Raw genomic sequence first — 22,042 nt, 5'->3', positions numbered from 1 at the left:
GGGCTTGACGGAAGTGGACCCCCCATGCGGATTTCCATCGACTTCGACAAATGCTGTGGCGCCGGCCAGTGCGTCCTGGCCGCCCCCGAGGTCTTCGACCAGCGGGACGAGGACGGCATCGTGATCCTGCTCGACCCCCATCCGCCGGCCGATCAGTACGAGACGGTGCGGCAGGCCGAGGCCGTCTGCCCCGCCGCCGCCATCAAGGTGGAGCAGTGACGGCCGCAGCCCCCTCCCGGATCACCGTGGTCGGCGCCTCGGCGGCCGGTCTGAGCGTCGCGGAGGGACTGCGGCGCGAGGGCTACCCGGGCCGGCTGACGCTCATCGGTGAGGAAGCGCATCTCCCGTACGACCGGCCGCCGCTGTCCAAACAGCTGCTGTCGGGCCAGTGGGAGGCGGACCGGCTGCGACTGCGGGATTCCGCCGCCATCGAGGCCCTCGATCTGGATCTGCGGCTCGGCACCCGGGCCGCCGCCCTCGACACCGCCGCCGGCGAGGTCGCGCTCGCCGACGGCAGCCGTGTCGGCCATGACGCTCTCGTGGTGGCCACGGGCGCCCGCGCCCGCAGGCTGCCCGGGACCGAGGGGATCGGCGGGGTGCATGTCCTGCGCACCCTGGAGGACGCCTTCGCCCTGCGCGAGGACGTGGCCGCGAAGCCGCACCTGGTGGTCGTCGGCGGCGGTTTCGTCGGCGCCGAGGCCGCTGCCGTGGCCCGCGCACTGGGCTGCGAGGTCACCATGGTCACCGACACAGCCCAGCCCATGGGGGACGCGCTCGGCGACGATCTGGGAGCCATGCTTCGCGCCGTCCACACCGAGCACGGCGTGCGTGTGGAGACCGGCGTCCTGGTCGACCGGGTGCTCACGGCCGACGGGCGGGCCTCCGGGGTCCGTCTCGTCGACGGCCGCACCATCGCCGCGGACGCCGTTCTCGTCGGCATCGGCGCGCGGCCCAACGTGGAGTGGCTCGCCGGCAGCGGCGTCCCGGTCTCGGGCGGCGTGGTGTGCGACGCCACGCTCCACGCCGGATCCGGGGTCTGGGCGGCCGGCGACGTCGCCTCGTGGCCGGATCCGCGCACCGGTGAGCTGGTACGGGTGGAGCACCGCACGAACGCCGCCGAGCAGGGACTGGCCGTCGCCCGCAACATCCTGGCCGGGCCGGAGCGCGCCGCCCCCTTCGAGACGGTCCCGTACGTATGGACCGATCAGTACGACCTCAAGATCCAGATCTACGGCCGCACCCGCGACGCCGACGAGGTGCGGATCGTGGAGGGCGGCCTCGCCGAACGCAGGCTGATCGCCCTGTACGGCAGGAACGGCCGGGTCTGCGCCGCGGTCGGCGTCAACATGGTGCGGGCCCTGCGGGGTTACCGCCCGCAGGTGGCCGAGGCCGCCGAACTCAAGGAGAGGAGCACACCATGACCGAAGTTCAGGATCTCGGGGCCGGCGTGGTCGGCCTGGGCATGATCGGCGGCGGCGTGGCCGTCAGCCTGGCCCGGAGCGGACGTGTTCCGGCGGTCCACGACATCCGGGCGGACGCCTCGGCGAACCTGGCCGGTGTCCCGGACCCGCTGGCCTCCCCCGCCGAGGTGGCCCGGACCGCCGACGTGGTGATGGTCGCGGTCGTGAACGCGGACCAGGCGCGTGAGGTGATCGGCGGGGAGAACGGTCTGCTGTCGGCCGCGCGCCCGGGGCTGACCATCGTCCTGCTGGCCACCGTCGCCCTGCCGGTCGTCCACGAGCTGGGGGCCCTGTGCGCCCGGCACGACGTGGGCTTCCTCGACTGCGGGGTGACACCGGGCGACAAGGCCGCCGAGCACGGCATGGTCGCCATCCTCGGCGGAGAACAGACCACCGTGGACGCGGCGCGGCCCGTACTGGACGGCTGGGCCAAGAAGGTCGTGCACTGCGGCCCGCTCGGCGCCGGCATGGCCACCAAGATCGCCCGCAATGTCATCACCTACGGCAGCTGGCGCACCGTCTCCGAGGCCGCCGCGCTGGCCCGCGCCGCCGGGGTGGACCCGGCCCGGCTCGCCGAGGTCATCGACACCGCCGACCCCGAGGGCCGCACCCTGCTGCAACTGCTGCGTATGCACGGCCCCGGCGACGCCCTGCCCGACGCCGTCGGCCGGCAGATCGAGCCGCTGATGACCAAGGACCTCGACGCCGCACGCGACCTGGCCGCCGCGCTCGGCGTCGACGTCCCCCTGGTGGATGTCGTCCGCACCCGGGCCCGGCAGACGCTGGAGCTGGCCGAGCAGCCGCCCGCGGCCGGCGACGATCTGCACCGGTTCGGCCTGGACATGATGGACCAGGTCTACGGCCCCGGCTTCAGCACCGCGGTCCAGGGGGCCAACGATCCCTTCACCGACCAGACCGTCGACTACCTCTTCGCCCAGGTCTGGGGGCGCGAGGGCCTGTCCGTTCGCGACCGCCGGCTGCTCACCCTCGGCGTCGCCGCCACCGTCGGCCGGGCGGAGCTGATCCAGATCATCGCCAACGGCGGCCTGGTCAACGACGAGTTCACCCCCGACCAGCTGCGTGAGGCCGTACTCCATCTGGCCGTCTACACCGGCTGGTGCAAAGCCACAGCCACCCACGCGGGCATCACCGCCGCGATCGACGCGCACACCGCGGCGCAGCCCCCCACCGCGCAGGAGCAGAAATGACCGAGTCCCTCAGCAACCAGCCCGTCGGCGACCAGCCCCTCATCAGCCAGCCCGTCACCCGCGACCCGCTCAACCCCCTCGACCCGCCCGCCGAGTACACCCGGCTGCGCGAGGACCAGCCCATCGTCAAGGTGCGCTTCCCCAACGGCTCGGCCGGCTGGATGGTCACCCGCTTCGAAGAGGGCAGCCAGGTCTTCAGCGACCCGCGGCTGAGCGCGAGGCGTCCGCGCCACGACACGCCCGAGGGCGAGGTCGACGAGGCCGACGACAGCGCGCCGTTCGACGTGGGCTTCGTGATGATGGACGAACCCGAGCACGGCGCCTACCGTCGGCTGCTCACCGGCCGCTTCACACCGAAGGCCGTCCAGAACAAGTTGCAGCCGTACATCGACAAGATCGTGGACGACCACCTGGACGCCATCGCCGCCGGTCCGGAGACGTTCGACTTCGTCCAGGCCATGGCGCTGCCCATTCCGTGCCTGGTGATCTGCGAGCTGCTCGGCGTCCCCTACGAGGACCGCGACGGCTTCCACGAGGCCACGGTGGACCTGATGGACATGGGCAAGAGCCGCGAGGTGCGCGACAAGGGCGCCCACTGGCTGATCCGTTACATCACCGGCCTGGTCGCCGAGAAACGCCGTACCGGTGCCACCGACGGCATCCTCGCCGAACTCATCAACAAGGCCGACGGCGAGGACGCGATACTGAGCGAACGGCAGCTCATCGGCCTGGGCGTGCTGCTGCTGTTCGCCGGGCACGACACCACGGCCGCCATGATGGGCCTGTCCACACTCACCCTGCTCACGCATGACGAGCAGCGCGCGGAGCTGATGGAGCATCCGGAGAAGATGGGCACCGCGGTCGAGGAGCTGATGCGCTACCTGACCATCGTCCAGTTCGGCCTGGGCCGGGTGGCGAAGGAGGATCTGGAGATCGGCGGAGCGCAGATCAAGAAGGGCGAGCTGGTGGTGGTCGCGATGAACGCCGCCAACCGAGACCCCCGTGCCTTCCAGGACCCCGACACCCTGGACATCGACCGCAAGATGGCCCGGCACATGGGCTTCGGCTACGGCGTCCACGCGTGTCTCGGCCAGAACGTCGCACGGGCCGAGCTGAAGACCGTCCTGCCCAAGCTGTTCCAGCGCTTCCCGAACCTGCGGCTCGCCGGCTCCCTGGAGGAGGTCCCCATGGACTTCACCGGCACCAACTACGGCGTCCGCAAGCTCATGGTCACCCGCTGACCTTCCGTCGTCCGACGACTCGCCGGGCAGGACCGGGCTCCCCTGCCGGTCCTGCCCGGTCGGCGTTGGTCGACCCGGGGAGAGTCAGCCGCGCAGCGACGCGGCGGGTGTGCTCGGGTCCGTGGCCCCGTCCCGGCGGGCGCCGGAGCCGCGCGCGATGTGCCGGGCGTAGAGGACGGCGAAGATGGTCAGGAGCTGGCAGAGGACGACGAAGCCGACGACGAGCCAGGGGCCGCCGCTGACCGCGACGAGGGCGGTGGCGATGAACGGGGTCGTGCCGCCGAGCACCATGACGTTGAGTTCCCGGGACGCGGCGATCGCGGTGAACCGGTAGCGGGTCTCGAAGAGTTCGGCCAGGAAGGCGGACTGCGAGCCGAGCATGGCGCTCTGTCCCACGCCGTACGCCACGGCCATGGCCAGCACGACGAGGACCGGCTGCCTGGTGTCGAGCAGCAGGAAGAACGGCGGGATGTACAGCGCCGTGAAGACGGCTCCGCCGGCCAGTACGGGCATCCGGCCGATCCGGTCGGAGAGGAGCCCGAAGAGCGGGACGGTGAAGATGCTGGTGCCGGTGGCCGCGATGACACCCACGGTGGCCACCGTGGCGGACATGTCGAGTGTGTTCTTGATGTAGCTCAGCGAGAACGTGTTGACGAGGTAACCGGCCACGTTCAGTCCGGAGCCGCAGAGCAGCCCGATGACGAGCTGACGGGGGCTCTCGCGCAGCGCCTGTATCAGCGGGATCTTCCGCGGAGCGGCGGCGTCGCCCCGGCCCGCGGTCTTCTTCGCTGCGAGGAACTCGGGGGTCTCCTCGATCCTGCGGCGGATGAAGAGGGCCACGCCGAAGATGACGAAGCTCGCGAGGAACGGGACGCGCCAGGCCCAGCCGAGCAGGATGTCGCGCGGCACGGCGCCCAGGACGGCGAAGAACCCGGTCGACAGCACGAAGGCGAGCCCGACGGACGCCTGGGAGAACGAGGTGTAGAAGCCTCGGCGGTGTGCCGGTGTGTACTCCGACACCGCCGTGACCGCACCGGCGAACTCGGCTCCCGCGCCGAGCCCCTGGAGCATGCGGGTGAGGGCGAGCAGGATCGGTGCCCACACGCCGATCGTCTCGTACGTGGGGAGCAGTCCGACGGCGACAGTGGCCGCGCCCATCAGGCTGATGGTGAAGATCAGGACGGGCTTGCGGCCCACCCGGTCCCCGATGTGCGCGGCGAGCAGACCGCCGAGGGGCCGGACGAAGAAGGCCACGGCGAAGATGGCGAAGGAGGCGAGGGTGCCCGCGACCGTGGACTGGTCGGGGAAGAACAGGGGGCCGAACACCAGGGCCGAGGCGGCTCCGTAGAGCGCGAAGTCGTACCACTCGATGACCGTGCCGATGGAGCTGGCGATGACGACTCTTCTGGTGGCCCGCTTGTCGTACACGGGTGGAGAAGGCGGCTGCTGTGTCACGGTGACTCTTTTCTGGATCGCTGTCGCTGTTCGTCGTTGAAAGGCAGAGCGCGATGTGGGGCGGTGAGCACCTGGCCGGGGCCGCTCCCCGCGCACGCGCGGCGTGCGCGGGGAAGGACGGGCCGCCCGGCACGGCGCCGGGCGCCGGGCGGGGTACTGGGGAGAGGGAGGGCGGAACGGGCGGCGCGGGACAGGGTCCTCAGCGCGCGGCGACCGCCTGCCGGAGCGCGAGGAGCGCCTCGGGATCGGAGAGGGCCGAGCCGACGGCGACGCCCCGGCAGCCCGCGGCGAGGAACGAGGCGGCGTTCGAGGCGTCCACCCCGCCCGTCGCGACGAAGCGCGCCATGGGGAACGGGGCGAGGTGGGCCGCTATCCAGTCGGGGCCCAGCTGTTTCGCGGGGAACGCCTTGAGCCAGGTGTGGCCCGCCGCGAGGGCTCCGGCGATCTCGGTGGCGGTGGCCACGCCGGGCAGATGGGGCAGGCCGAGGCGTGCCGATCCGGCGACGACCTCGGGATGGAACCCGGGCGCCACGGTGAAGGCGGCGCCCAGGTCATGGACCGCGGTCAGCTGCTCGGCCGAGGTGACCGTACCGGCGCCGATCCGTTTTCCGAGGGGCGCTGCGGCGGCGATCGCCGCCCGCAGCGCGGGGAGCGCGTCGGGGGTCTGTACGGGGACCTCGACCAGTTCCACTCCGAAGTCCCAGGCCCGCTCGCACATCTCCACCGTCCGTTCCGGGGTGAGATTGCGGAAGATGCCCAGTACGGGGTTGCGTGCGAAGTGGTCCCGGAAGAATTCATCGGTTTCCACGGTCGTCTCCTCTCCAGCCGAGTCTTTGGGACACCTGCTGGGCGGCGCGGCGGAACTCCTCGATGTGGCCGCGGAGTTCCGTCAGCGGTGCCGCCGCGCTCAGCGCGGTGATCGAAATGCCATGGGTCGCCCTGCCCCGGGCGTCGAAGACGGGCAGGGCGACGCAGTTGATGTAGTCCTCGTGTTCGCCGTTGTCCTCGGCCCAGCCGCGGGAGCGGGTGAGGTCCAGTTCGGCTTCGAGGGTGGCCCGGTCGGTGACGGTGGTCGGGGTGTACCGCTCGTACGTCGCGTGGTCGAGGATGCGGGCGCGGGTGGCGTCGTCCTGGAAGGCGGTGATGACCTTGGCCACGCCCGCGGTGTGCGTCTGTGCGGGCAGCCCGATCCGGGAGCCCATGGCCACACTGCCGCGTCCGTCGATCTTGTCGACGTAGACGACCCCGTCCCCGACGAGTTCGCCGAGGTGGACGGTGTGTCCGTACCGTTCGCTCAGCTCCTGGAGGACCGGCCTGGCCAGCGAGCGGGCCTCGACCTGGTCGAGCGCGAGCTGGCCCAGCGCGATGAGCTGGAAGCCCATCGCGTAGCCGCCTTCGGGCAGCCGCCGGACGAACCCGCCTTCCTCCAGGGTCTGGAGCAGGCGCAGCGCGGTCGACTTGTGGACCCCGAGCCGCTCGGCGATCTCGCCCAGGGAACGGGGCCGCTGCGAGACGAACCCGATGATGTCAATGGCGCGCGCTACGGTCTGCGACACGGATGGCCTGCCCTTCGATCGGCGGTACGGACGTCGTACCGGTGTGCGGCGGACCATTCTCCAGCAGGGCCACGGCCTGGTGGGCGGGCGGCAGATCGGCGTGGTCGGAGGGGGACAGCAGCACCTGGGAGGCGGCGTAGTGGCCGAGCCGCAGCCGGGTCTCCTGGTCCCGGCCGTCGAGCAGTCCGCTGAGCCAGCCCGCGGCGAAGGCGTCCCCCGCGCCGACGGCGTCGACGACCTCCACCTTGCGCGCAGGTGCGCGGAAGACGCCGTCGGGGGTGAAGGCGACCGCCTCGACCGCCGCGTCCTTGACGAGGAGGTGGGCCGGTTCGGGCAGCAGGTCGCGTACGCTCCGCGCGTCGGAGGTCCCCCACAGCTCCTGGGCCTCGTCCCGGCCGACGAAGACGATGTCGCTGTGCCGGGCCAGGTCGAGGAGTTCCGCCGGGCCCCGGCCGGGGCCCCACAGGACGGGGCGGTGGTTGACGTCGAAGCTGACCGGGGCCGGTCCCAGCGGGCGGTCGCGGACCAGGTGTCGTACGAGGTCCAGGCCCTGCCCGGAGATCGCCGCGGTGATGCCGGAGAGGTGGGTGACGCGTGCCGGTCTGGTGCGCCAGGCGGCGACGTCACCGGTGTGCATCGCGGTCGCCGCCGAGCCGCTGCGGTAGTAGAAGACCTGGGTGCCCTCGTCGCTCGGGTGCTTGAAGTAGACGGCGGTGGGACGGTGCGCGTCGCGCCGTACGAGCCCCACGTCGACGCCCTGGTCGCGCAGTGTGCCGGTGATCAGCTCGCCGAACGGGTCGGCGCCCACGGCGCCCGCCCAGGCCGTGGTGTGGCCGAGCCGGGCCATGAGGGCCGCGACGTTCGACTCGGCGCCGCCCGGCCGCAGTACGAAGGTGTTGTCGGTGGTCAGCCCGCCGCCGTGGCGCGGGGTGACCATCACCATGGTCTCGCCGACGGCGAGCAGGTCGAGCGGGGCCGGGGCGGCCGGGTCCGCTGCGAGGGTGCCTGCCGCCGGGACGCCTGCTGCCGGGACGCCTGCTGCCAGGGCTCCTGTTGTCGGGATCGCCGCCGCGGGAATGTCCGCGGCGGGAATGTCCTCGGCGGGAATGTCCTCGGGGGCGTCCGAAGCGGGGGTGCCGGTCATGACAGCACACCGCCCCTGAGCGTGTTCCTCGGTGGGACCCCGTCGAGGAACCGGAGGAGGTTGTCGACGACCTCGGCGGCCCTTTCCTGGTAGGTGTTGTCGGCCGTGGCCGAGTAGTGGGGGGTCATGATGACGTTGTCCAGCTCCGTGAACGGGTGGGGCGAGGGCGGGGCGGTGCCGCTGGTGGCCTGGGTGGTCCATACGTCGAGGGCGGCGGAGGCGATCGTCCCGTCCCGCAGCGCGGTGTAGAGGGCGGCCTCGTCGACGACGGCTCCCCTGCCGACGTTGACCAGCGTGCCGCTCGCGCCCAGCCGCCGGAGCCGGGCCGCGTCGACGAGGCCGCGGGTCTCGTCGGTCAGGGGGCAGGCCACCACCAGGACGTCGCAGGCTTCGATCATCTCGTCCAGCGCGGCCATGCCGTCGCTCCACGCCAGGTCGGGGTCCGTGGTGTCGCGGTGGCGCGCGGAGCGCCGTACCCCGATCGGCACCATGCCCACGGCGCGGGAGAGCCGGGCGATGGCCCGGCCGATGTGTCCCAGGCCGATGATGCCGACGACGGTGCCGGGCAGGGTGGCGAACAGGGGCGCCGTGGGGTCGCTCATCCGGGTGCGCCAGCGGCCCTGCCGCAGCTCCGCGTCGCGCCAGAGCAGGTGGCGGCGGGCCGCGAGAGTGACCATCAGGACGTGTTCCGCGATGGAGCGGCCGTGGCCGTGGGCGTTGGCGACCGTGACGGAGGCGGGCAGTGCGCCGAGCGCCACGTGGTCGGTGCCCGCGGCGGTGACCTGGAGGAAGGCGAAGCCGGGTCCGGCCGCGCGGGCGCACTCCTCGTCGAAGTGGACCCCGACGTAGGCGTCGGCCCGGCCGATGCCTTCGAGGAGCCGGGCCCGGTCGCCGAACGGGACAGCGGTCAACTCGACCGCCCGGTGGGCCAGTTCGGCGCTGTCGCGCAGGTGCGGCCAGATGTTCTCGTCGGAGACGACGACGCGCATGTCTCAGCCCCCGTCCGGCCGGTAGGCGCTGTTGTCGATGTACATGCGGTTCCAGACCGGGGTGACGACCAGTTCGTTGACGCAGACGTGGCGCGGCAGCGCGGTCACGGCGGCGACGACGTCCGCGACGTCCTCCGGGACGAGCATGCGGGCGATCTCCTCGGGCGGCGGCGGGACGGGCCGGGTGCGCAGGATCGGCGTGTCCACCTCCCCGGGACACAGCTGGGTCGCCCGTACCCCGTGGCGCCCCTCCTGGTCGTTCAGCGTCTCGACCAGCGAGCCCAGCGCCGTCTTGCTCGCGCTGTAGGCGGCTCCGGCCGCGGACATGTAGTGCCGGCCGGCCCAGGAGGACACGACGACGATCTGGCCGAAGCCCGCCGCCCGGAATCCGGGGAGGACCGCGAGCACGCAGCGCACCACCGCGTTGAGGTTGGTGTCGACGACCCGGTCGAAGTCTCCGCCGGTCAGCTCGGCCCACCAGCGGTTGGGCACGTTGGTGCCGGCCGAGCAGACCAGCACCTCCAGTGGTCCCGCGCCGTCCGCCGCGGCGCGGTGGGCCGCCGAGACCGAGTCCTCGTCCGTCACGTCGACCGGTACGGGCACGGCCAGGCCGCCCGCCCCGGTGATCTCCGCGACGGTCTCGGCCAGCAGCGCCTCGCGCCGACCGGAGACGGCGACGCGGTAGCCGTCGCGCGCGAGACGCAGCGCCGTGGCGCGGCCGATGCCGCTGCCGCCGCCGATGACCCAGGCGCCCCGGGGCGCGGGGGCTCCGCCCGTACCCGCCCGGCCCAGGTCCGTGGTGTCCCTGGGCGTGGTGTCCGTACGTGTGGTGTCCGTCATGCGTTCCCCTGCTCCCGCTCTCCGGAGGTGTGACCCGGCTCGATCAGTACTTTCACACTGCCCTCGCCGCCGCCCGCGGCGGCGAACGCGTCGGCCGCCTCGTCGAGCGGGTAGGTGCGCGTGGGAAGGGCGGACAGGCCCAGCTCGTCCGTCTCGATGAGGCCGACCGCCGTGCCGAAGTCCTCGCGGGTGTACACCCGGGTGCCGATCAGCCGGTGTTCGGCGAAGTTGACCGTACGCAGGTCCACCGGCGGCGGTGTCTTGTAGACGCCGACGACGACGATGGTGCCCTGGATCCTGGCCGCCTCGGTGAGCTGGAGCGCGACCGACGGATGCCCCGCCGAGTCGAAGACGAGGTCGGCGCCCTCACCCCGGGTGCGTGCGCGGATCAGCGCCGGGGTGTCCGCTCCGGCGGGCAGGGTGGCGAACCCGTACCGTTCGGCGATCTCACGCCGCCAGGCGTTGGGCTCGACGATCAGGACGTCCCCGGCGCCGCCGCGCCGGGCGACCAGCGCGGTGAACAGCCCGATCGGACCCGCGCCGAAGACCACGACGGTGGCGCCCGCGGTCAGTCCCGAGCGGGACACCGCGTGCACGGCCACGGCCAGCGGTTCGGCGAGCGCGGCCCGTGCGGGCGGGACCGCCGGGGCCACCGGGTGGACGGCGGCGGCGCGTACGGAGACGTATCCGGCGAGACCGCCGGGCTCGTCCACGCCGTACAGGCCGAGCGCGACGCACACATGGGCGTTGCCGGACGCGCAGGCGCGGCACGGCGGCACGGTGCCCCGGTCGGCGCAGGCGATCAGCGGCCGTACGGCGACCTGGCTGCCCACCGGCGGGGCGTCCGCCGCGTCGGCCGCCGCGACCGTACCGACGAACTCGTGCCCGAGGATCACCCCGGGCTCGGCACGGGCGTGCTGGCCGCGCAGGATCGCCAGGTCCGAGCCGCACACCCCGACCCGGGAGACCCGGACCAGTACCCGGCCCGGCAGGACGGACGGGACCGGCACCTCGTGCTCGTCGAGCCGGCCGGGCCCGGCCCACTTCACGGCGCGCATCGTGCCACCGCGCCGGTCCGTGCCACCACCCGGGTGGGTGCCACCGCCCGGCCGCGTGCCGGTGCCGGATCCCGCGTCCGGCCCCGTTCGCGATCCGGCGTCCACGCCCGGCCCGCTGTCCGATCCGGTGTCCAAAACGTCCTCCTGGTTGCACATATTGCAATGCGTGAGCGGTATGTGCAAAACATAGGTCGCCCGGGTTTAAGGTGTCAACGGTCCGGACGGGTACGCCGACCGGAGAGAGGACAGATCCGTGGAGATCATCAACGTCGAGGCACGACACGTCGCCCGGTCGATGTGGGGCAACTTCTGGCAGCAGCAGAAGAGCGTCAGGGGGCCGAGCCCGATGAACGGATTCGCCCGCCGCGGGGACGGCTGGTCCTGGTACACCTGGCCGCAGGGCATCATCGTCGTACGGGTCACACTCGCCGACGGGACCACCGGCCTCGGCTACTCCGAGGACGGCATCGGGGCGGCGACCCTCATGGTCAACGAGCACCTCGGACGCATCGCCACCGGACTCGACGCGCGGGCGACCGAGCAGATCTGGGAACAGCTGTACCGCTCGTCCATCGTGTACGGCCGCAAGGGCGCCGCGATCGAGGCGATCAGCGCCATCGACATCGCGATCTGGGACGCGGTGGGCAAGACGCTGGGGCGGCCCGTCTACCAACTGCTGGGCGGCGAGCACGGCAGGGGGGTACGCGCGTACGCCAGCAAGGTGCAGCCCGACGACGACCTGGCCGAAGTCCGGCGCATGGCACGGGACTACGCCGACCGGGGCTACCCGGGCGTCAAGGCCAACTGGCCGTACGGTCCGGCCGACGGGCGTCGCGGCCTCCTCGCCAACCTCCGTCATATCGAGGCCGTACGCGACGAGTTGGACGACCACATCGAGCTGATGAGCGACGCCTACATGGGGTGGGACCGGGCCTTCGCCGTCGAGATGCTGCGCGGCCTGTCGGGTCTCGGGCTGCGCTGGGTCGAGGAGCCGCTCATCCCGGACGACGTGGCGGGCCACGCGATGCTCCGCGACCTGGGGCTGGTGCCCATCGCGACCGGCGAGCACGAGTTCACCCGGTACGGCTTCCAGCACCTCATCGACGCCGGAGCCGCGGACGTCCTGCAGCCGGACGTGCACCGGGTCGGCGGCATCACCGAACTGCGGCGGGTGTGCCAGATGGCGTCGGGCGCCGGTCTCGACGTCATCCCGCACGTGTACTCAGCGGCCACCTTGCACGTCGTGCTGTCCCAGCCCGGCTGCACCTGGATCGAGCACCTCACCAACCCGTCCTACTGGGGACAGGACCAGAGGGTGGATCCGCTGTTCCTCGGCGAGCCCGAAGTGATCGACGGACGACCGCGGTTGCCGACGGAGCCCGGCATCGGGCTGCGGATCAACGAGAAGGCCATGCCGGAGCTGGCCGACTGGGCGTAGCCGGGAACGGCGGGCGAGGGCCGGGGTCGGGGGCCGGGCGCGCCCGGNNCGGGGCCGGGGTCCCGGGGCCGGGCGCGCCCGGGGCGGGCAGGCGCCGGTCGGCCTGCCCACCCCGGGAGCGCGCGGCCCAGGGAGCGCGGCCCCGGGAGCGCGCGGACGCGCGGAATCAGGGCGGAATCAGGGAATGATCAGGGCGTGATCAGGGCGTGATCAGGACCTTGAGGGCTTCGCGCTGGTCCATCGCCCGGTAGCCTTCCGGCGTCCGGTCGAGGGAGACGGTCCGGTCGAAGACGCGGCCGGGATCGACGGTGCCGTCCAGGACGGCGGGCAGCAGTTGGTCGATGTAGGCGCGTACCGGGGCCGGTCCGCCGGTGAGCGTGACGTTCGGGCCGAACAGGGAGCCGAACCCGACGGGGGCCTCGTCGTACTGCGGGACGCCGACCCGGCTGATCACACCGCCCGGACGTACCGCGCCGACGGCCATCTCGTAGGCCGGCAGGTGGCCGACGGCCTCCAGCACGGCGCGGGTTCCCTGGCCGCCGGTCAGGTCGCGGACCTTGGCGATGCCCTCCTCGCCGCGCTCGGCGACCACGTCGGTGGCGCCGAAGAACCGGCCCAGATCGGTGCGGCTCTTGTGACGCCCCATGAGAATGATCCGCTCGGCGCCGAGCTGCCTGGCCGAGAGGACGGCGAGCAGACCGACGGCGCCGTCACCGACGACGGTGACGCTGTCCCCCGGCCGGACGCGGGCCTGATGGGCCGCGTGGTAGCCGGTGCCGTAGACATCGGCCAGGGTCAGCAGCGACGGCAGCAGCGCGGAGTCCACGTCCTTGGGGAGCTTGACCAGGGTGCCCTGGGCCTGCGGGACGCGGACGGCCTCGGCCTGGGCGCCGCCGACGCCCGCGGCGAAGAAGCCTCCCTTCGGGCAGGAGGTCTGCAGGCCCTCGCGGCAGTAGTCGCAGGTGTTGTCGGCGAAGGCGAACGGGGAGACCACCAGGTCGCCGCGGTGCAGACCGGACACCTCCGAGCCGAGTTCCTCGACCACGCCGATGAACTCGTGGCCCATCGGCGCGGGCCCGTCGGCGGCGGACAGGCTGTGATACGGGTGCAGGTCGCTGCCGCAGACGCAGGAGCGCACGACCCGCACCACCGCGTCGGTGGGCTGCTCGATCACCGGGTCGGGGGCGTCCTGGACCCGTACGTCGCCGGCTTGGTGCATGAACGTTGCCCGCATGGGAGACATCTCGCTTTCTCGATGATCAGGGGAGGGGGTGCGGCCGGTGCGCCACCGACGAACGGCGGGGCGGGCGCGCGACCGGGCCGGGGATCCGGCCCGGCGGGTCAGTGGCTCCGGGTGCGTGGCCCGCCGTACTGGTCGGCGGTCACCTTCTCCAGCCAGGTGGTCTCCGGCCGGTCGTCACCCGGGCCCTCCCACAGGGCCAGGTGCTGCGTGAAGCGCTCCGGTGTCGCGCCGTGCCAGTGCTCCTCGCCGGGCGGGCAGGTCACCGTCTCCCCTGGCCGGGCCTCGACGACCGTGCCGTCCCGGGTGCCGATCAGCGCGACGCCCTCCACGACGTGCAGGGTCTGCCCCACGGCGTGGTGGTGCCACGCGGTGTGCGCTCCCGGAGCGAACCGGACCATGTTGGCGCGGAGCCGGGAAGGCTCCTGGCCCGCCTGGATCACGTCGAACCACACGTCCCCCGTGAACCATTCGGCGGGGGCCTTGGTGGTGGGCCCAGGCTTGACGAACTCCATCGGTGTCCTTACTTCTTCGAGATACGTTCGTGGCGCGGGCGACGTCTCCGTGCCCCGGTAATCCGTGTCCCGGGAACAGGTGCCCCCGGAACGGGTTTCGGGAACGGGTGCCCCGCGACGGGTGCCGGTTCGCGGACGCGTCCGCCTTTTCCGATGATGTGCCGCGGTCCGCCGGTCCCACCCGTGGAATTGGGCCGACCGGCGCAGCGTGTTCCAGGTTCGCACCCGTGTGCGGGCCCGCACAGGGGAGAATTCCCTCCCGGGAGGGAAACATCCTGGGAGAGAACTCTCCCCCTCAGCACCCCGGCCCCCGGTGCGAGACTGGGCGGCATGAGCCCCGACGCACACCTCAACGAGCTGGGTGAGTTCCTCAAGGCCCGCCGGGCCGAACTCGGCACCCGCGCCGTCGGCCTGCCCGACGGCGCGGGACCGCGCCGGGTCCCGGGGCTGCGCCGGGAGGAGGTCGCCGGGCTCGCCGCGATCTCGACCGACTACTACACCCGTCTCGAACAGGGCCGTATCCAGGGCTCCGCGCCCGTCCTGGAGGCCCTCGCCCGGGTGCTGCACCTCGACGACGACCAGCGCGACTATCTTTTCGGGCTCGCCGGAAAAGAGACCGCGCGGCCCCGGCGCCGGTCACGGCAGAAGGTCCAGCCGCAACTGCGGCGTCTTATGGACGATCTCACCGCGACCCCCGCCGTCGTCATGGGCCGGCGTATGGATGTTATCGCCTGGAATTCCCTCGCCGCCGCACTCGTCACTGATTTCGCGAGAATTCCGGAGAAGCACCGCAATTACACGCGCATTCTCTTCACCGATCCGGCCATGCGCACTCTTTACGCGGATTGGGAGACCGTGGCCCGCACCAGCGTCGCCCAGTTGCGCATGGAGGCGGCCAAGTATCCCGACGATCCCCGGCTGACCGCGCTCGTCGGTGAACTGTCGGTCCAGGACCCGGACTTCCGCGCCTGGTGGGCCGCCCATCAGGTCGCCGCCCTGCGCGTCGGGACCAAGACCCTCCACCATCCGGTCGCGGGCGAGCTGATCCTGGACTGGGACACCCTCACCGCCAGTACGGACCCCGACCAGCAACTCGTCGTCTGGACCGCCGAGGTCGGCTCCCCGACCCATGACGGGCTGCGCGTCCTCGCCTCCTGGGCCGCCGACCGGCACCTCTCCGGCCGGCCGGTGGACTGAGCGGCGCCCCGTCCCGGGCACGGCCCGCTGCCGCGTGAGGGTTCGTCAGCATACTGGCGGACCCTTTGTGATTTGTCGCTGTTTTATCCGTGATTCTCCCGCACCCCGCTCGGCAAGGGTTTCGAATCGGGCCTGCCGCGTGCCCGATTCCGGGTCTGCGAATGCCCGGATCCACGGCCCGGTGCGGTTTCCGGGCCTGTCGGCACGGCCGTGTCCCGCCGGCCGGACCGCACAGGACCGGAGCGAGAACGCCAGCGGAAACCTGAGCAAAGAGTATGCCTGATCACGTATACGTGTTCACGGTCGAGCATTACTATCGGCATATTCCTCAGCCGGTACGACAGCAGGCAAAGGACGAAGTTTTCCCATGCATGAGAAAGAAAACGCTATCGCCGTCGTCGGAATGTCCGGCCGGTTCGCCGGTGCGCCCGACGCGGACAGTCTGTGGACACTCATGATGGAGCGCGGCGAGTCCGTCCGCCCCGTCCCCGCCGACCGCTGGGACGCCACGCGCCCCCTCGACCCCGGCAAAGACGTGCAGGCCGTCGGCGGCTTCCTCGACGGAGTCGACCAGTTCGACGCGGGCTTCTTCGGGATCTCCCCGAGGGAGGCGGCCGAGATGGACCCGCAGCAGCGCTTACTCCTCGAAGCCGCCTGGCGTGCCGTGGAGGACGCGGGACAGCGCCCGGCGGACCTCGAAGGCTCCAGGACCGGCGTCTACATCGGGGCGTCGTGGCACGACTACGAGATCCTCCGCAAGGAACGCGGCGCCGCGCCCACCCAGCACAGCATCGTGGGCGGCGCCCTGGACGTCCTCTCCGCCCGGATCAGCTACTTCCTGCGGCTGCGCGGCCCGAGTCTCACCGTCGAGACGGGCTGCTCCTCCTCCCTCGTCGCCCTGCACCTGGCCGTACAGGCGCTGCGCCAGGGCGAGATCACCGGCGCGATCGTCGGCGCGGCCAACCTGATACTCGCGCCCGACGTCTCCGTCGGGCTCACCCACTTCGGCGGCCTCTCCCCCGACGGCCGCTGCTCCGCGTTCGCCGCCGCCGCCAACGGCTTCGTCCGGGGCGAGGGCGTGGCCGCCGTCTGTCTCAAGCCCCTGGAACGCGCGCTGGAGGACGGGGACCGGATCCACGGGGTCGTCCTGGGTACGGCGGTGAACAACGACGGCGGGGGCGACAGCCTGGTCACGCCCGACACGCACGCCCAGGAGGAGTTGCTGCGCGGCCTCTACGGGGACGCTCCCGGCGCCGTCCCCGTCGACTCCGTCGCCTACATCGAGGCCCACGGCACGGGCACCAGGCGCGGCGATCCGGCGGAGGCCGCCGCGATCGGCCGGGCCGTGGGCAGGCACCGGACCCGCGGGCCCGTCCCGATCGGCTCGGTCAAGACGAACATCGGGCATCTGGAGGCCGCCGCGGGCATGGGCGCGCTGTTCAAGGTGCTCCTCGCCCTGCGGCACCGGGTCGTACCGCCGAGCCTGCACGCCGAGGAGCTGAACCCGGACATCTCCTTCGACGATCTCCATGTGCGGGTGCTGCGCGAGCCGCTCGAACTGCCGCGTACCGGACCCGTCCGGCTCGGGGTCAGCTCCTTCGGCTGGGGCGGCACCAACGCCCATGTGGTGGTGGCCGCGCCGCCCGAGGCGACGGACGGGCCCGCGTCCGCCGGGGCCGGGACGGCCGACGCGCGGCCGGCCACCGGGCTCCCCGCCTTCGTGCCGCTGTCCGCCCAGTCGCCCCCGGTCCTCGCCGAGCGCGCCGCGCAGTTCCTGGAGCGGCTGCCGGAGAGCGGAGCGGCCGTCCAGGAGCTGGCCGGGACGCTTGCCTGGCGCCGTGGGCAGTTCCCGGTGCGGGCGGCGCTGCTCGCCGGCACGCCCGAGACGCTGGCCGCCGCGCTCACCGAGGTGTCGCGGCGTCCCGAGGACGGCGAGCACGCCGCCGTGGTGACGGGACGCGCCGTCGAGCGGGGGCGTACCGCGTTCGTCTTTCCCGGGCAGGGCTCGCAGTGGAACGGCATGGGGCAGGACCTGTACCGGGAGAGCCCGTTGTTCGCCGGGGTGGTGGAGCGCTGTGCCGACGCGCTGCGTCCGCATCTGACGTGGGATCCGCTGGACGTCTTCACGGGGAAGTCCGGGGACGAGTGGCTGGAGCGCGTCGACATGCTCCAGCCGGTCCTGTGGGCGATGTCCGTGGGACTCGCCGAACTGTGGCGGGCCTCCGGGGTGGAGCCGGACGTGGTCATCGGGCACAGCCAGGGCGAGATCGCCGCCGCCACGCTCGCCGGGATCCTGTCGTACGAGGACGCGGCGCTGGTGGTGGCGCGGCGCAGCGCGGTCGTCCGCAGGACCTGCGGGCGCGGCCGGATGCTGGCGGTGGATCTCGACCGCGACGCGGCCCTGGCGGCCGTCGGCCCGTACGGGGGCAGGATCGCGCTGGCCGCGCACAACGGGCCGACCTCCTGCGTCCTGTCCGGGGACACCGACGCCGTCCTCGCGCTGAGGGACTCGCTAGAGGCGGAGGGGACGTACTGCCGGCTCGTCCAGGTCGACTACGCCTCGCACAGTCCGCAGATGGCGGAGCTGCGCGACGACCTGCTGGTCGAGCTGGCGCCGGCGGCTCCCGGTCCCGGGAGCGTCGAGCTGTTCTCGACGGTACGGGGGGAGCCGCTGGACGGCCGGGTCATGGACGCCGCCTACTGGGTGGAGAACCTGTGCGGTTCCGTGCTGTTCGCCGATTCCCTGACCCGGTCGCTGGACCAGGGTGTCAGCCATGTGGTGGAGATCAGTCCGCATCCGGTGCTGACCCCGGCCGCCGAGCAGCTGATCGCCGAACACGGCCGGTCCGCCGCCGCGTTGACGACCCTGCGGCGGGGCGAGGGCGGGCCCGACGCGTTCGCCCGCGCCCTCGCGCGCGGCTATGTGGCGGGGCTCGAACCCTTCGGCGGCCTGCCCCGGTGCGCGCCCCTCCCGCTGCCGGCGCATCCGATGCGGCCGGAGCGCCACTGGCTCCCCGACGGCGCGGTGTCGGGTTCGCGTTCGGGGGCGCCGCGCGGGCTGGACGTCACCCTCGCCCCCTCGCCGGGCGAGCGGGACGTGTGGCACGGCACCACGGAGCTGGCGGTCGCCGACCTGCCGTGGCTCGCCGACCACCGGGTGCACGACACCGCCGTGCTGCCCGGTACCGCGACGCTGACACTGGCGATGAACACCGCGCGGGCCAGGACCGGCGGCGCGCCGCGCGCCCTGCGCGACATCACGCTGAGCGCGGCGGTCGCCTTCGGGGAGGGCCCCGAGCGGCTGGCCGTCGAGTGGCGTGACGACATCGGCGAGGGCGGCAGCTTCCGGCTCCTGTCGCTGCCCCGGGGCGGCGACGCGTGGAGCGGGCACGCCACGGCACGCGCCGACTACCGGGACGACGCCGCGGCCCTGCCGGTCCTGCCCGGGTGGCTCGACACGGCTCCGGCGGCGGAGCCGGGGCCGTTCTACGAGGCATGTGCCCGGCGAGGGCTCGGCTACGGGCCCGCGTTCCGCTGTGTGCGCGCGCTGTACCGGGGACCCGACGGGCGTGAGGCGGTGGGCGAGGCGGTGCTCGACGCGGCGCTGTCGCCGGGCGCGCGGCGCTACGCGCTGCACCCGGCGCTGTGGGACGGCGCCCTGCAGGTCTCGCTCGCGCTGTTCGAGGGGGAGAGCGCGGACACCGCGCTGGTGCCCACCGCGATACGCCGGATCCGGGTGCCGGAGCGCCCCGACGGGCCGCCGGTCGACCGGGTGTGGTCCCACGCCGTCCGGCACGAGGACGGCACCGTGGACGTACATGTCTTCGACGCCGAGCGCCGCCCGGTGCTGACCATGGAGGGGCTGCGGCTGGAGGCGCTGAGCGCGGGCGGCGCCCGCGACGCGACGGACGCGGCCCGGCTGCACCGGCTGCGGTGGACCGAGGTGACCGAACCGCCCGGCAGCGGCGGTGCGCCGCTCGGGCCGTGGCTCGTCTGCGGCGACCCCGCCGACCCGGGCGGCCTCGTGGAGGCGCTCGCCGACGCGCTGAGCGCCGAGGGCGCCGAGGTGACCCGGGTCCCTCCGGGAGCGGAGCACGGCGCGCTCGGCTCCGTGACCGAGGCCGCGGGCGTCGTCTTCGCCGCGCCCCCCGCCGAAGCGGGCCTCGCGGCCCAGCAGTCGGGTCTCGGCGCGCTCACCGAGGTCGTCCGTGCCTGCACCGCCTCGGCGGGGGCGCCCCGGCTGACCGTGGTCACGCCCCTGGGGCAGGCGGCCGCGGCCGGGGACCGCCCCGATCCCGGGGCCGCGCTCTACTGGGGCTACGCCCGGGTACTGCGGCGCGAGCACGGGGAGTTGGAGCCGCGCGTCGTCGACGTGGATCCGGCCGGTAGCGGCTGGGCCGCGGCCTGCGCCGCCGAGATCCTCGGCACAAGCCGCGAGGACCAGGTCGCGCTGCGCGGGACGGCCCGGCTGGCCGCCCGGCTCACCCGGGCGGGCGGCTTCACGGAACCGGAGACCGCGCGCCCGCCCCTGCGCGCCGCGCGTCTGCCGTTCCGGGTCGCCAGCACCCTGCCGGGCCGGTGGGAGGGCGTGACGTGCCTGCCGCTGGCCGGCCGGCCGCCGGGCCCCGGCGAGATCGAGGTCGAGGTCGGCGCCGCCGCGCTCAACTTCATCGACGTGATGAAGGCGCTCGGCACCTACCCCGACCCGACGGGCAGCGCCCGGCTGCTGGGCGGTGAGTGCGCGGGCCGGATCGTCTCCGTCGGCCCCGAGGTGACCGGCCTGCGTCCCGGGGACCGCGTGGTGGCCTGTGCGTTCGGCTCCCTCGCCAGCCATGTGACGGTGCGCGCCGAGCACGCGCGGCCGGTGCCCGGGGGCCTCGGGGACGCGGAGGCGGCGGCCCTGCCGCTCGCGATGGCCACCGCGTGGTACGGGCTCGCCGAACTCGGCCGCCTGGAGCGGGACGAGACCGTCCTGATCCACTCGGCCGCCGGTGGCGTCGGGCTCGCCGCCGTACAGGTCGCCCGGCTGCTCGGGGCCCGGGTCGTCGCCACCGCCGGGAGCGAGGCCAAGCGCCGCTTCCTGACCGGCCTCGGCGTCACCGAGGTGTTCGACTCCCGGGACCTCGGCTGGGTGTCACAGGTGCGCGCGGCCACGGGCGGGCGCGGCGTGGACGTCGTGCTCAACTCCCTGACCGGGGCCGCCATCGAGGCCGGTCTCGACTCGCTCGCCGAGGACGGGCGCTTCGTCGAACTGGGCAAGAAGGACATCCACGGCGGCCACCGGATCTCCCTGGACGCCTTCCGCAAGGGCGTCAGCTTCTCCGCCGTGGACCTGGCCGGTCTGATGGACCGCAGGCCGCGGCGGTTCGCCCGGATATTCGCCGACGTCTGGGAGCACGTCGCGGAGGGCCGGCTCACGCCGCTGCCCGTGCGGACCCTGCCCTTCGCCGAGGCGGCGACCGCGCTGCGCGAGATGTCCCACGGCGACCACATCGGCAAGTTCGTCCTCACCGAACCGCACACCGTCGCGGAGGTGGCGCCCGTAGCGCTGCCGGACGGCCGCTTCCGGGCCGACGCGACCTATCTGGTGACCGGCGGGCTGGGGGCGCTCGGGCTGTCCCTCGCGGAGTTCCTCGCCGCGCGGGGAGCGGGCGCGCTCGCCCTCCTGGGCCGGTCGGCCCCCACTGAGGACGCCGAGCGGCGGCTGGCGGCGCTGCGGGCGGACGGCGTACGCGTCGAGGCCCTGCGGTGCGATGTCGGCGACGCGCGGGCCCTGGGCGGGGCGCTGGAGCGGATACGCGAGGAGATGCCGCCGCTGCGGGGCGTCTTCCACGCGGCGGGGGTCCTCGCGGACGCCACGATCGACACCATGACCCCGTCCGCGACCGCCACCGTCCTGACGCCCAAGGCCCTGGGCTCCCGCAACCTGGACGCGCTGACCGCGGACGACACGCTCGACCTGTTCGTGCTGTTCTCCTCCGCCGCCGCGCTGGTCGGCAACGCCGGGCAGGCCGCGTACGCCGCCGCCAACGCCTACCTCGACGCCCTGGCCGAGTCGCGCCGCGAGCGGGGCCTGCCCGCCCTGAGCGTGCAGTGGGGGCCGTTCACCGGCATCGGGCTGGCGGCTTCGGACGAGCGGCGCGGCGCCCGGCTCACGGAACGCGGCATGGGCGGTTTCCCCGCGCACGAGGCGTGGCCGGCGCTGACCCGGATGCTGGAGCGCGACGAGCCGGTCGTCGGGTACGTACCCCTCGACCCGGAGCAGTGGTTCGACGCCTACCCGGACACCGCCGCGCTGCCGAGCTGGCAGCTGCTGCGCGCGGCGGCCCGCGACGGCGCCGGGGCCGCGCCGCGCGACGGGCTGCGCGAGCGTCTGCTCGCGGCTGACCGGGACGCCAGGGCCGGGATCGGCGAGGAGGCGGTGCGCGAGCTGGCGGGCCGGGTCCTGCGGCTGCCGCCCGAACGCGTCGGTCCCGAGACGCCGTTCAAGACGCTCGGCCTGGACTCGCTGATGAGCCTGGAGCTGCGCAACCGGCTGGAGGCCGCGTTCGGCACCACGCTGTCCCCGACCCTGCTGTGGACCCACGGCAATGTGCGCGCGCTGGCCGGGGCGCTGGTCGAGGACCTGGTGGCCACGCCACCGTCCACCGGCTGACCGGCCCTGACCGGGCGGGCCGCGACGTTGTGCGGCCCGCCCGGCT

16 protein-coding genes are annotated in these 22,042 nt (G+C 73.4%); 7 read left to right on the top strand and 9 right to left on the bottom strand.

Annotated features, from left to right (window positions below; genetic code table 11):
• Positions 1-24: 24 nt before the first annotated feature.
• From DVH02_RS14825 to DVH02_RS14810, 4 genes are read left to right on the top strand one after another with little or no spacing between them, the layout of a single operon-like run.
• Positions 25-219 (top strand): ferredoxin, encoded by a 195-nt coding sequence (locus tag DVH02_RS14825; protein ID WP_114624277.1) that lies wholly within the window; start codon positions 25-27, stop codon positions 217-219.
• A complete protein-coding gene (locus tag DVH02_RS14820) occupies positions 186-1,421 on the top strand; it encodes an NAD(P)/FAD-dependent oxidoreductase (RefSeq protein ID WP_114624294.1) in 1,236 nt (411 codons plus the stop codon). Before DVH02_RS14825 ends, DVH02_RS14820 begins: the two co-directional genes overlap by 34 nt.
• Positions 1,418-2,668, top strand: coding sequence for an NAD(P)-binding domain-containing protein (locus DVH02_RS14815; RefSeq protein WP_114624276.1), 1,251 nt, complete (start codon positions 1,418-1,420; stop codon positions 2,666-2,668). The genes DVH02_RS14820 and DVH02_RS14815 overlap by 4 nt, the downstream gene beginning before the upstream one ends.
• Positions 2,665-3,909: a cytochrome P450 gene (locus DVH02_RS14810; RefSeq protein ID WP_114624275.1), complete on the top strand. Its 1,245-nt coding sequence runs from the start codon at positions 2,665-2,667 to the stop codon at positions 3,907-3,909. Before DVH02_RS14815 ends, DVH02_RS14810 begins: the two co-directional genes overlap by 4 nt.
• Before the next feature lie 84 nt (positions 3,910-3,993).
• Here the strand turns inward: DVH02_RS14810 and DVH02_RS14805 are convergent, their stop codons facing one another.
• The 7 genes from DVH02_RS14805 to DVH02_RS14775 all read right to left on the bottom strand — a co-directional run bounded on the left by DVH02_RS14805 (position 3,994) and on the right by DVH02_RS14775 (position 11,086).
• Complete coding sequence (locus tag DVH02_RS14805; RefSeq protein WP_114624274.1) at positions 3,994-5,364, bottom strand: MFS transporter; 1,371 nt, start codon at positions 5,362-5,364, stop codon at positions 3,994-3,996.
• A gap of 199 nt (positions 5,365-5,563) precedes the next feature.
• Positions 5,564-6,172, bottom strand: a complete 609-nt coding sequence (locus tag DVH02_RS14800; RefSeq protein WP_114624273.1) for a bifunctional 4-hydroxy-2-oxoglutarate aldolase/2-dehydro-3-deoxy-phosphogluconate aldolase — start codon at positions 6,170-6,172, stop codon at positions 5,564-5,566.
• Positions 6,159-6,920: an IclR family transcriptional regulator gene (locus DVH02_RS14795; protein ID WP_114624293.1), complete on the bottom strand. Its 762-nt coding sequence runs from the start codon at positions 6,918-6,920 to the stop codon at positions 6,159-6,161. Before DVH02_RS14795 ends, DVH02_RS14800 begins: the two co-directional genes overlap by 14 nt.
• Positions 6,892-8,064 (bottom strand): sugar kinase, encoded by a 1,173-nt coding sequence (locus DVH02_RS14790; protein ID WP_114624272.1) that lies wholly within the window; start codon positions 8,062-8,064, stop codon positions 6,892-6,894. Before DVH02_RS14790 ends, DVH02_RS14795 begins: the two co-directional genes overlap by 29 nt.
• Positions 8,061-9,053 carry a 2-hydroxyacid dehydrogenase gene (locus DVH02_RS14785; RefSeq protein ID WP_114624271.1) on the bottom strand — a complete coding sequence of 331 codons (993 nt, stop codon included), beginning with the start codon at positions 9,051-9,053 and terminating at the stop codon, positions 8,061-8,063. The genes DVH02_RS14790 and DVH02_RS14785 overlap by 4 nt, the downstream gene beginning before the upstream one ends.
• A 3-nt stretch (positions 9,054-9,056) precedes the next feature.
• On the bottom strand, positions 9,057-9,893 hold the full coding sequence (locus DVH02_RS14780) for an SDR family oxidoreductase (RefSeq protein ID WP_114624270.1): 837 nt from the start codon (positions 9,891-9,893) through the stop codon (positions 9,057-9,059).
• Positions 9,890-11,086, bottom strand: coding sequence for a zinc-dependent alcohol dehydrogenase (locus DVH02_RS14775; protein ID WP_199566286.1), 1,197 nt, complete (start codon positions 11,084-11,086; stop codon positions 9,890-9,892). The genes DVH02_RS14780 and DVH02_RS14775 overlap by 4 nt, the downstream gene beginning before the upstream one ends.
• A 118-nt stretch (positions 11,087-11,204) precedes the next feature.
• On the opposite strand from DVH02_RS14775, the gene DVH02_RS14770 reads away from it, so the two are divergent.
• Positions 11,205-12,389 (top strand): enolase C-terminal domain-like protein, encoded by a 1,185-nt coding sequence (locus tag DVH02_RS14770; protein WP_114624269.1) that lies wholly within the window; start codon positions 11,205-11,207, stop codon positions 12,387-12,389.
• A gap of 199 nt (positions 12,390-12,588) precedes the next feature.
• Here DVH02_RS14770 and DVH02_RS14765 read toward each other — a convergent pair whose 3' ends face one another.
• Entirely contained in the window at positions 12,589-13,623 is a 1,035-nt protein-coding gene (locus DVH02_RS14765) for an alcohol dehydrogenase catalytic domain-containing protein (protein WP_114624268.1), read from the bottom strand.
• Between the two features lie 107 nt (positions 13,624-13,730).
• Entirely contained in the window at positions 13,731-14,144 is a 414-nt protein-coding gene (locus DVH02_RS14760) for a (R)-mandelonitrile lyase (RefSeq protein ID WP_114624267.1), read from the bottom strand.
• 330 nt (positions 14,145-14,474) lie between these two features.
• Here DVH02_RS14760 and DVH02_RS14755 point away from each other — a divergent pair, with 330 nt between their 5' ends.
• Together DVH02_RS14755 and DVH02_RS14750 are read left to right on the top strand one after the other, a co-directional pair.
• Positions 14,475-15,341, top strand: coding sequence for a helix-turn-helix domain-containing protein (locus DVH02_RS14755; RefSeq protein ID WP_114624266.1), 867 nt, complete (start codon positions 14,475-14,477; stop codon positions 15,339-15,341).
• Positions 15,342-15,708: 367 nt separating this feature from the next.
• A complete protein-coding gene (locus DVH02_RS14750; protein ID WP_114624265.1) occupies positions 15,709-21,996 on the top strand; it encodes a type I polyketide synthase in 6,288 nt (2,095 codons plus the stop codon).
• The last annotated feature ends 46 nt before the right edge of the window (positions 21,997-22,042 follow it).

The organism is Streptomyces corynorhini (assembly GCF_003346515.1).
In the GTDB taxonomy this organism is placed as follows: Bacteria; Actinomycetota; Actinomycetes; order Streptomycetales; family Streptomycetaceae; genus Streptomyces; species Streptomyces corynorhini.
This window is presented reverse-complemented; position numbering and strand designations above follow the sequence as displayed.

Excerpts from the sequence above, each read along its gene's own strand:
- DVH02_RS14825 (WP_114624277.1), top strand. The coding sequence starts at position 25 with ATGCGGATTTCCATCGACTTCGACAAATGCTGTGGCGCCGGCCAGTGC.
- DVH02_RS14815 (WP_114624276.1), top strand. The coding sequence starts at position 1,418 with ATGACCGAAGTTCAGGATCTCGGGGCCGGCGTGGTCGGCCTGGGCATG.
- DVH02_RS14810 (WP_114624275.1), top strand. The coding sequence starts at position 2,665 with ATGACCGAGTCCCTCAGCAACCAGCCCGTCGGCGACCAGCCCCTCATC.
- DVH02_RS14790 (WP_114624272.1), bottom strand. The coding sequence starts at position 8,064 with ATGACCGGCACCCCCGCTTCGGACGCCCCCGAGGACATTCCCGCCGAG.
- DVH02_RS14785 (WP_114624271.1), bottom strand. The coding sequence starts at position 9,053 with ATGCGCGTCGTCGTCTCCGACGAGAACATCTGGCCGCACCTGCGCGAC.
- DVH02_RS14780 (WP_114624270.1), bottom strand. The coding sequence starts at position 9,893 with ATGACGGACACCACACGTACGGACACCACGCCCAGGGACACCACGGAC.
- DVH02_RS14765 (WP_114624268.1), bottom strand. The coding sequence starts at position 13,623 with ATGCGGGCAACGTTCATGCACCAAGCCGGCGACGTACGGGTCCAGGAC.
- DVH02_RS14760 (WP_114624267.1), bottom strand. The coding sequence starts at position 14,144 with ATGGAGTTCGTCAAGCCTGGGCCCACCACCAAGGCCCCCGCCGAATGG.
- DVH02_RS14755 (WP_114624266.1), top strand. The coding sequence starts at position 14,475 with ATGAGCCCCGACGCACACCTCAACGAGCTGGGTGAGTTCCTCAAGGCC.
- DVH02_RS14750 (WP_114624265.1), top strand. The coding sequence starts at position 15,709 with ATGCATGAGAAAGAAAACGCTATCGCCGTCGTCGGAATGTCCGGCCGG.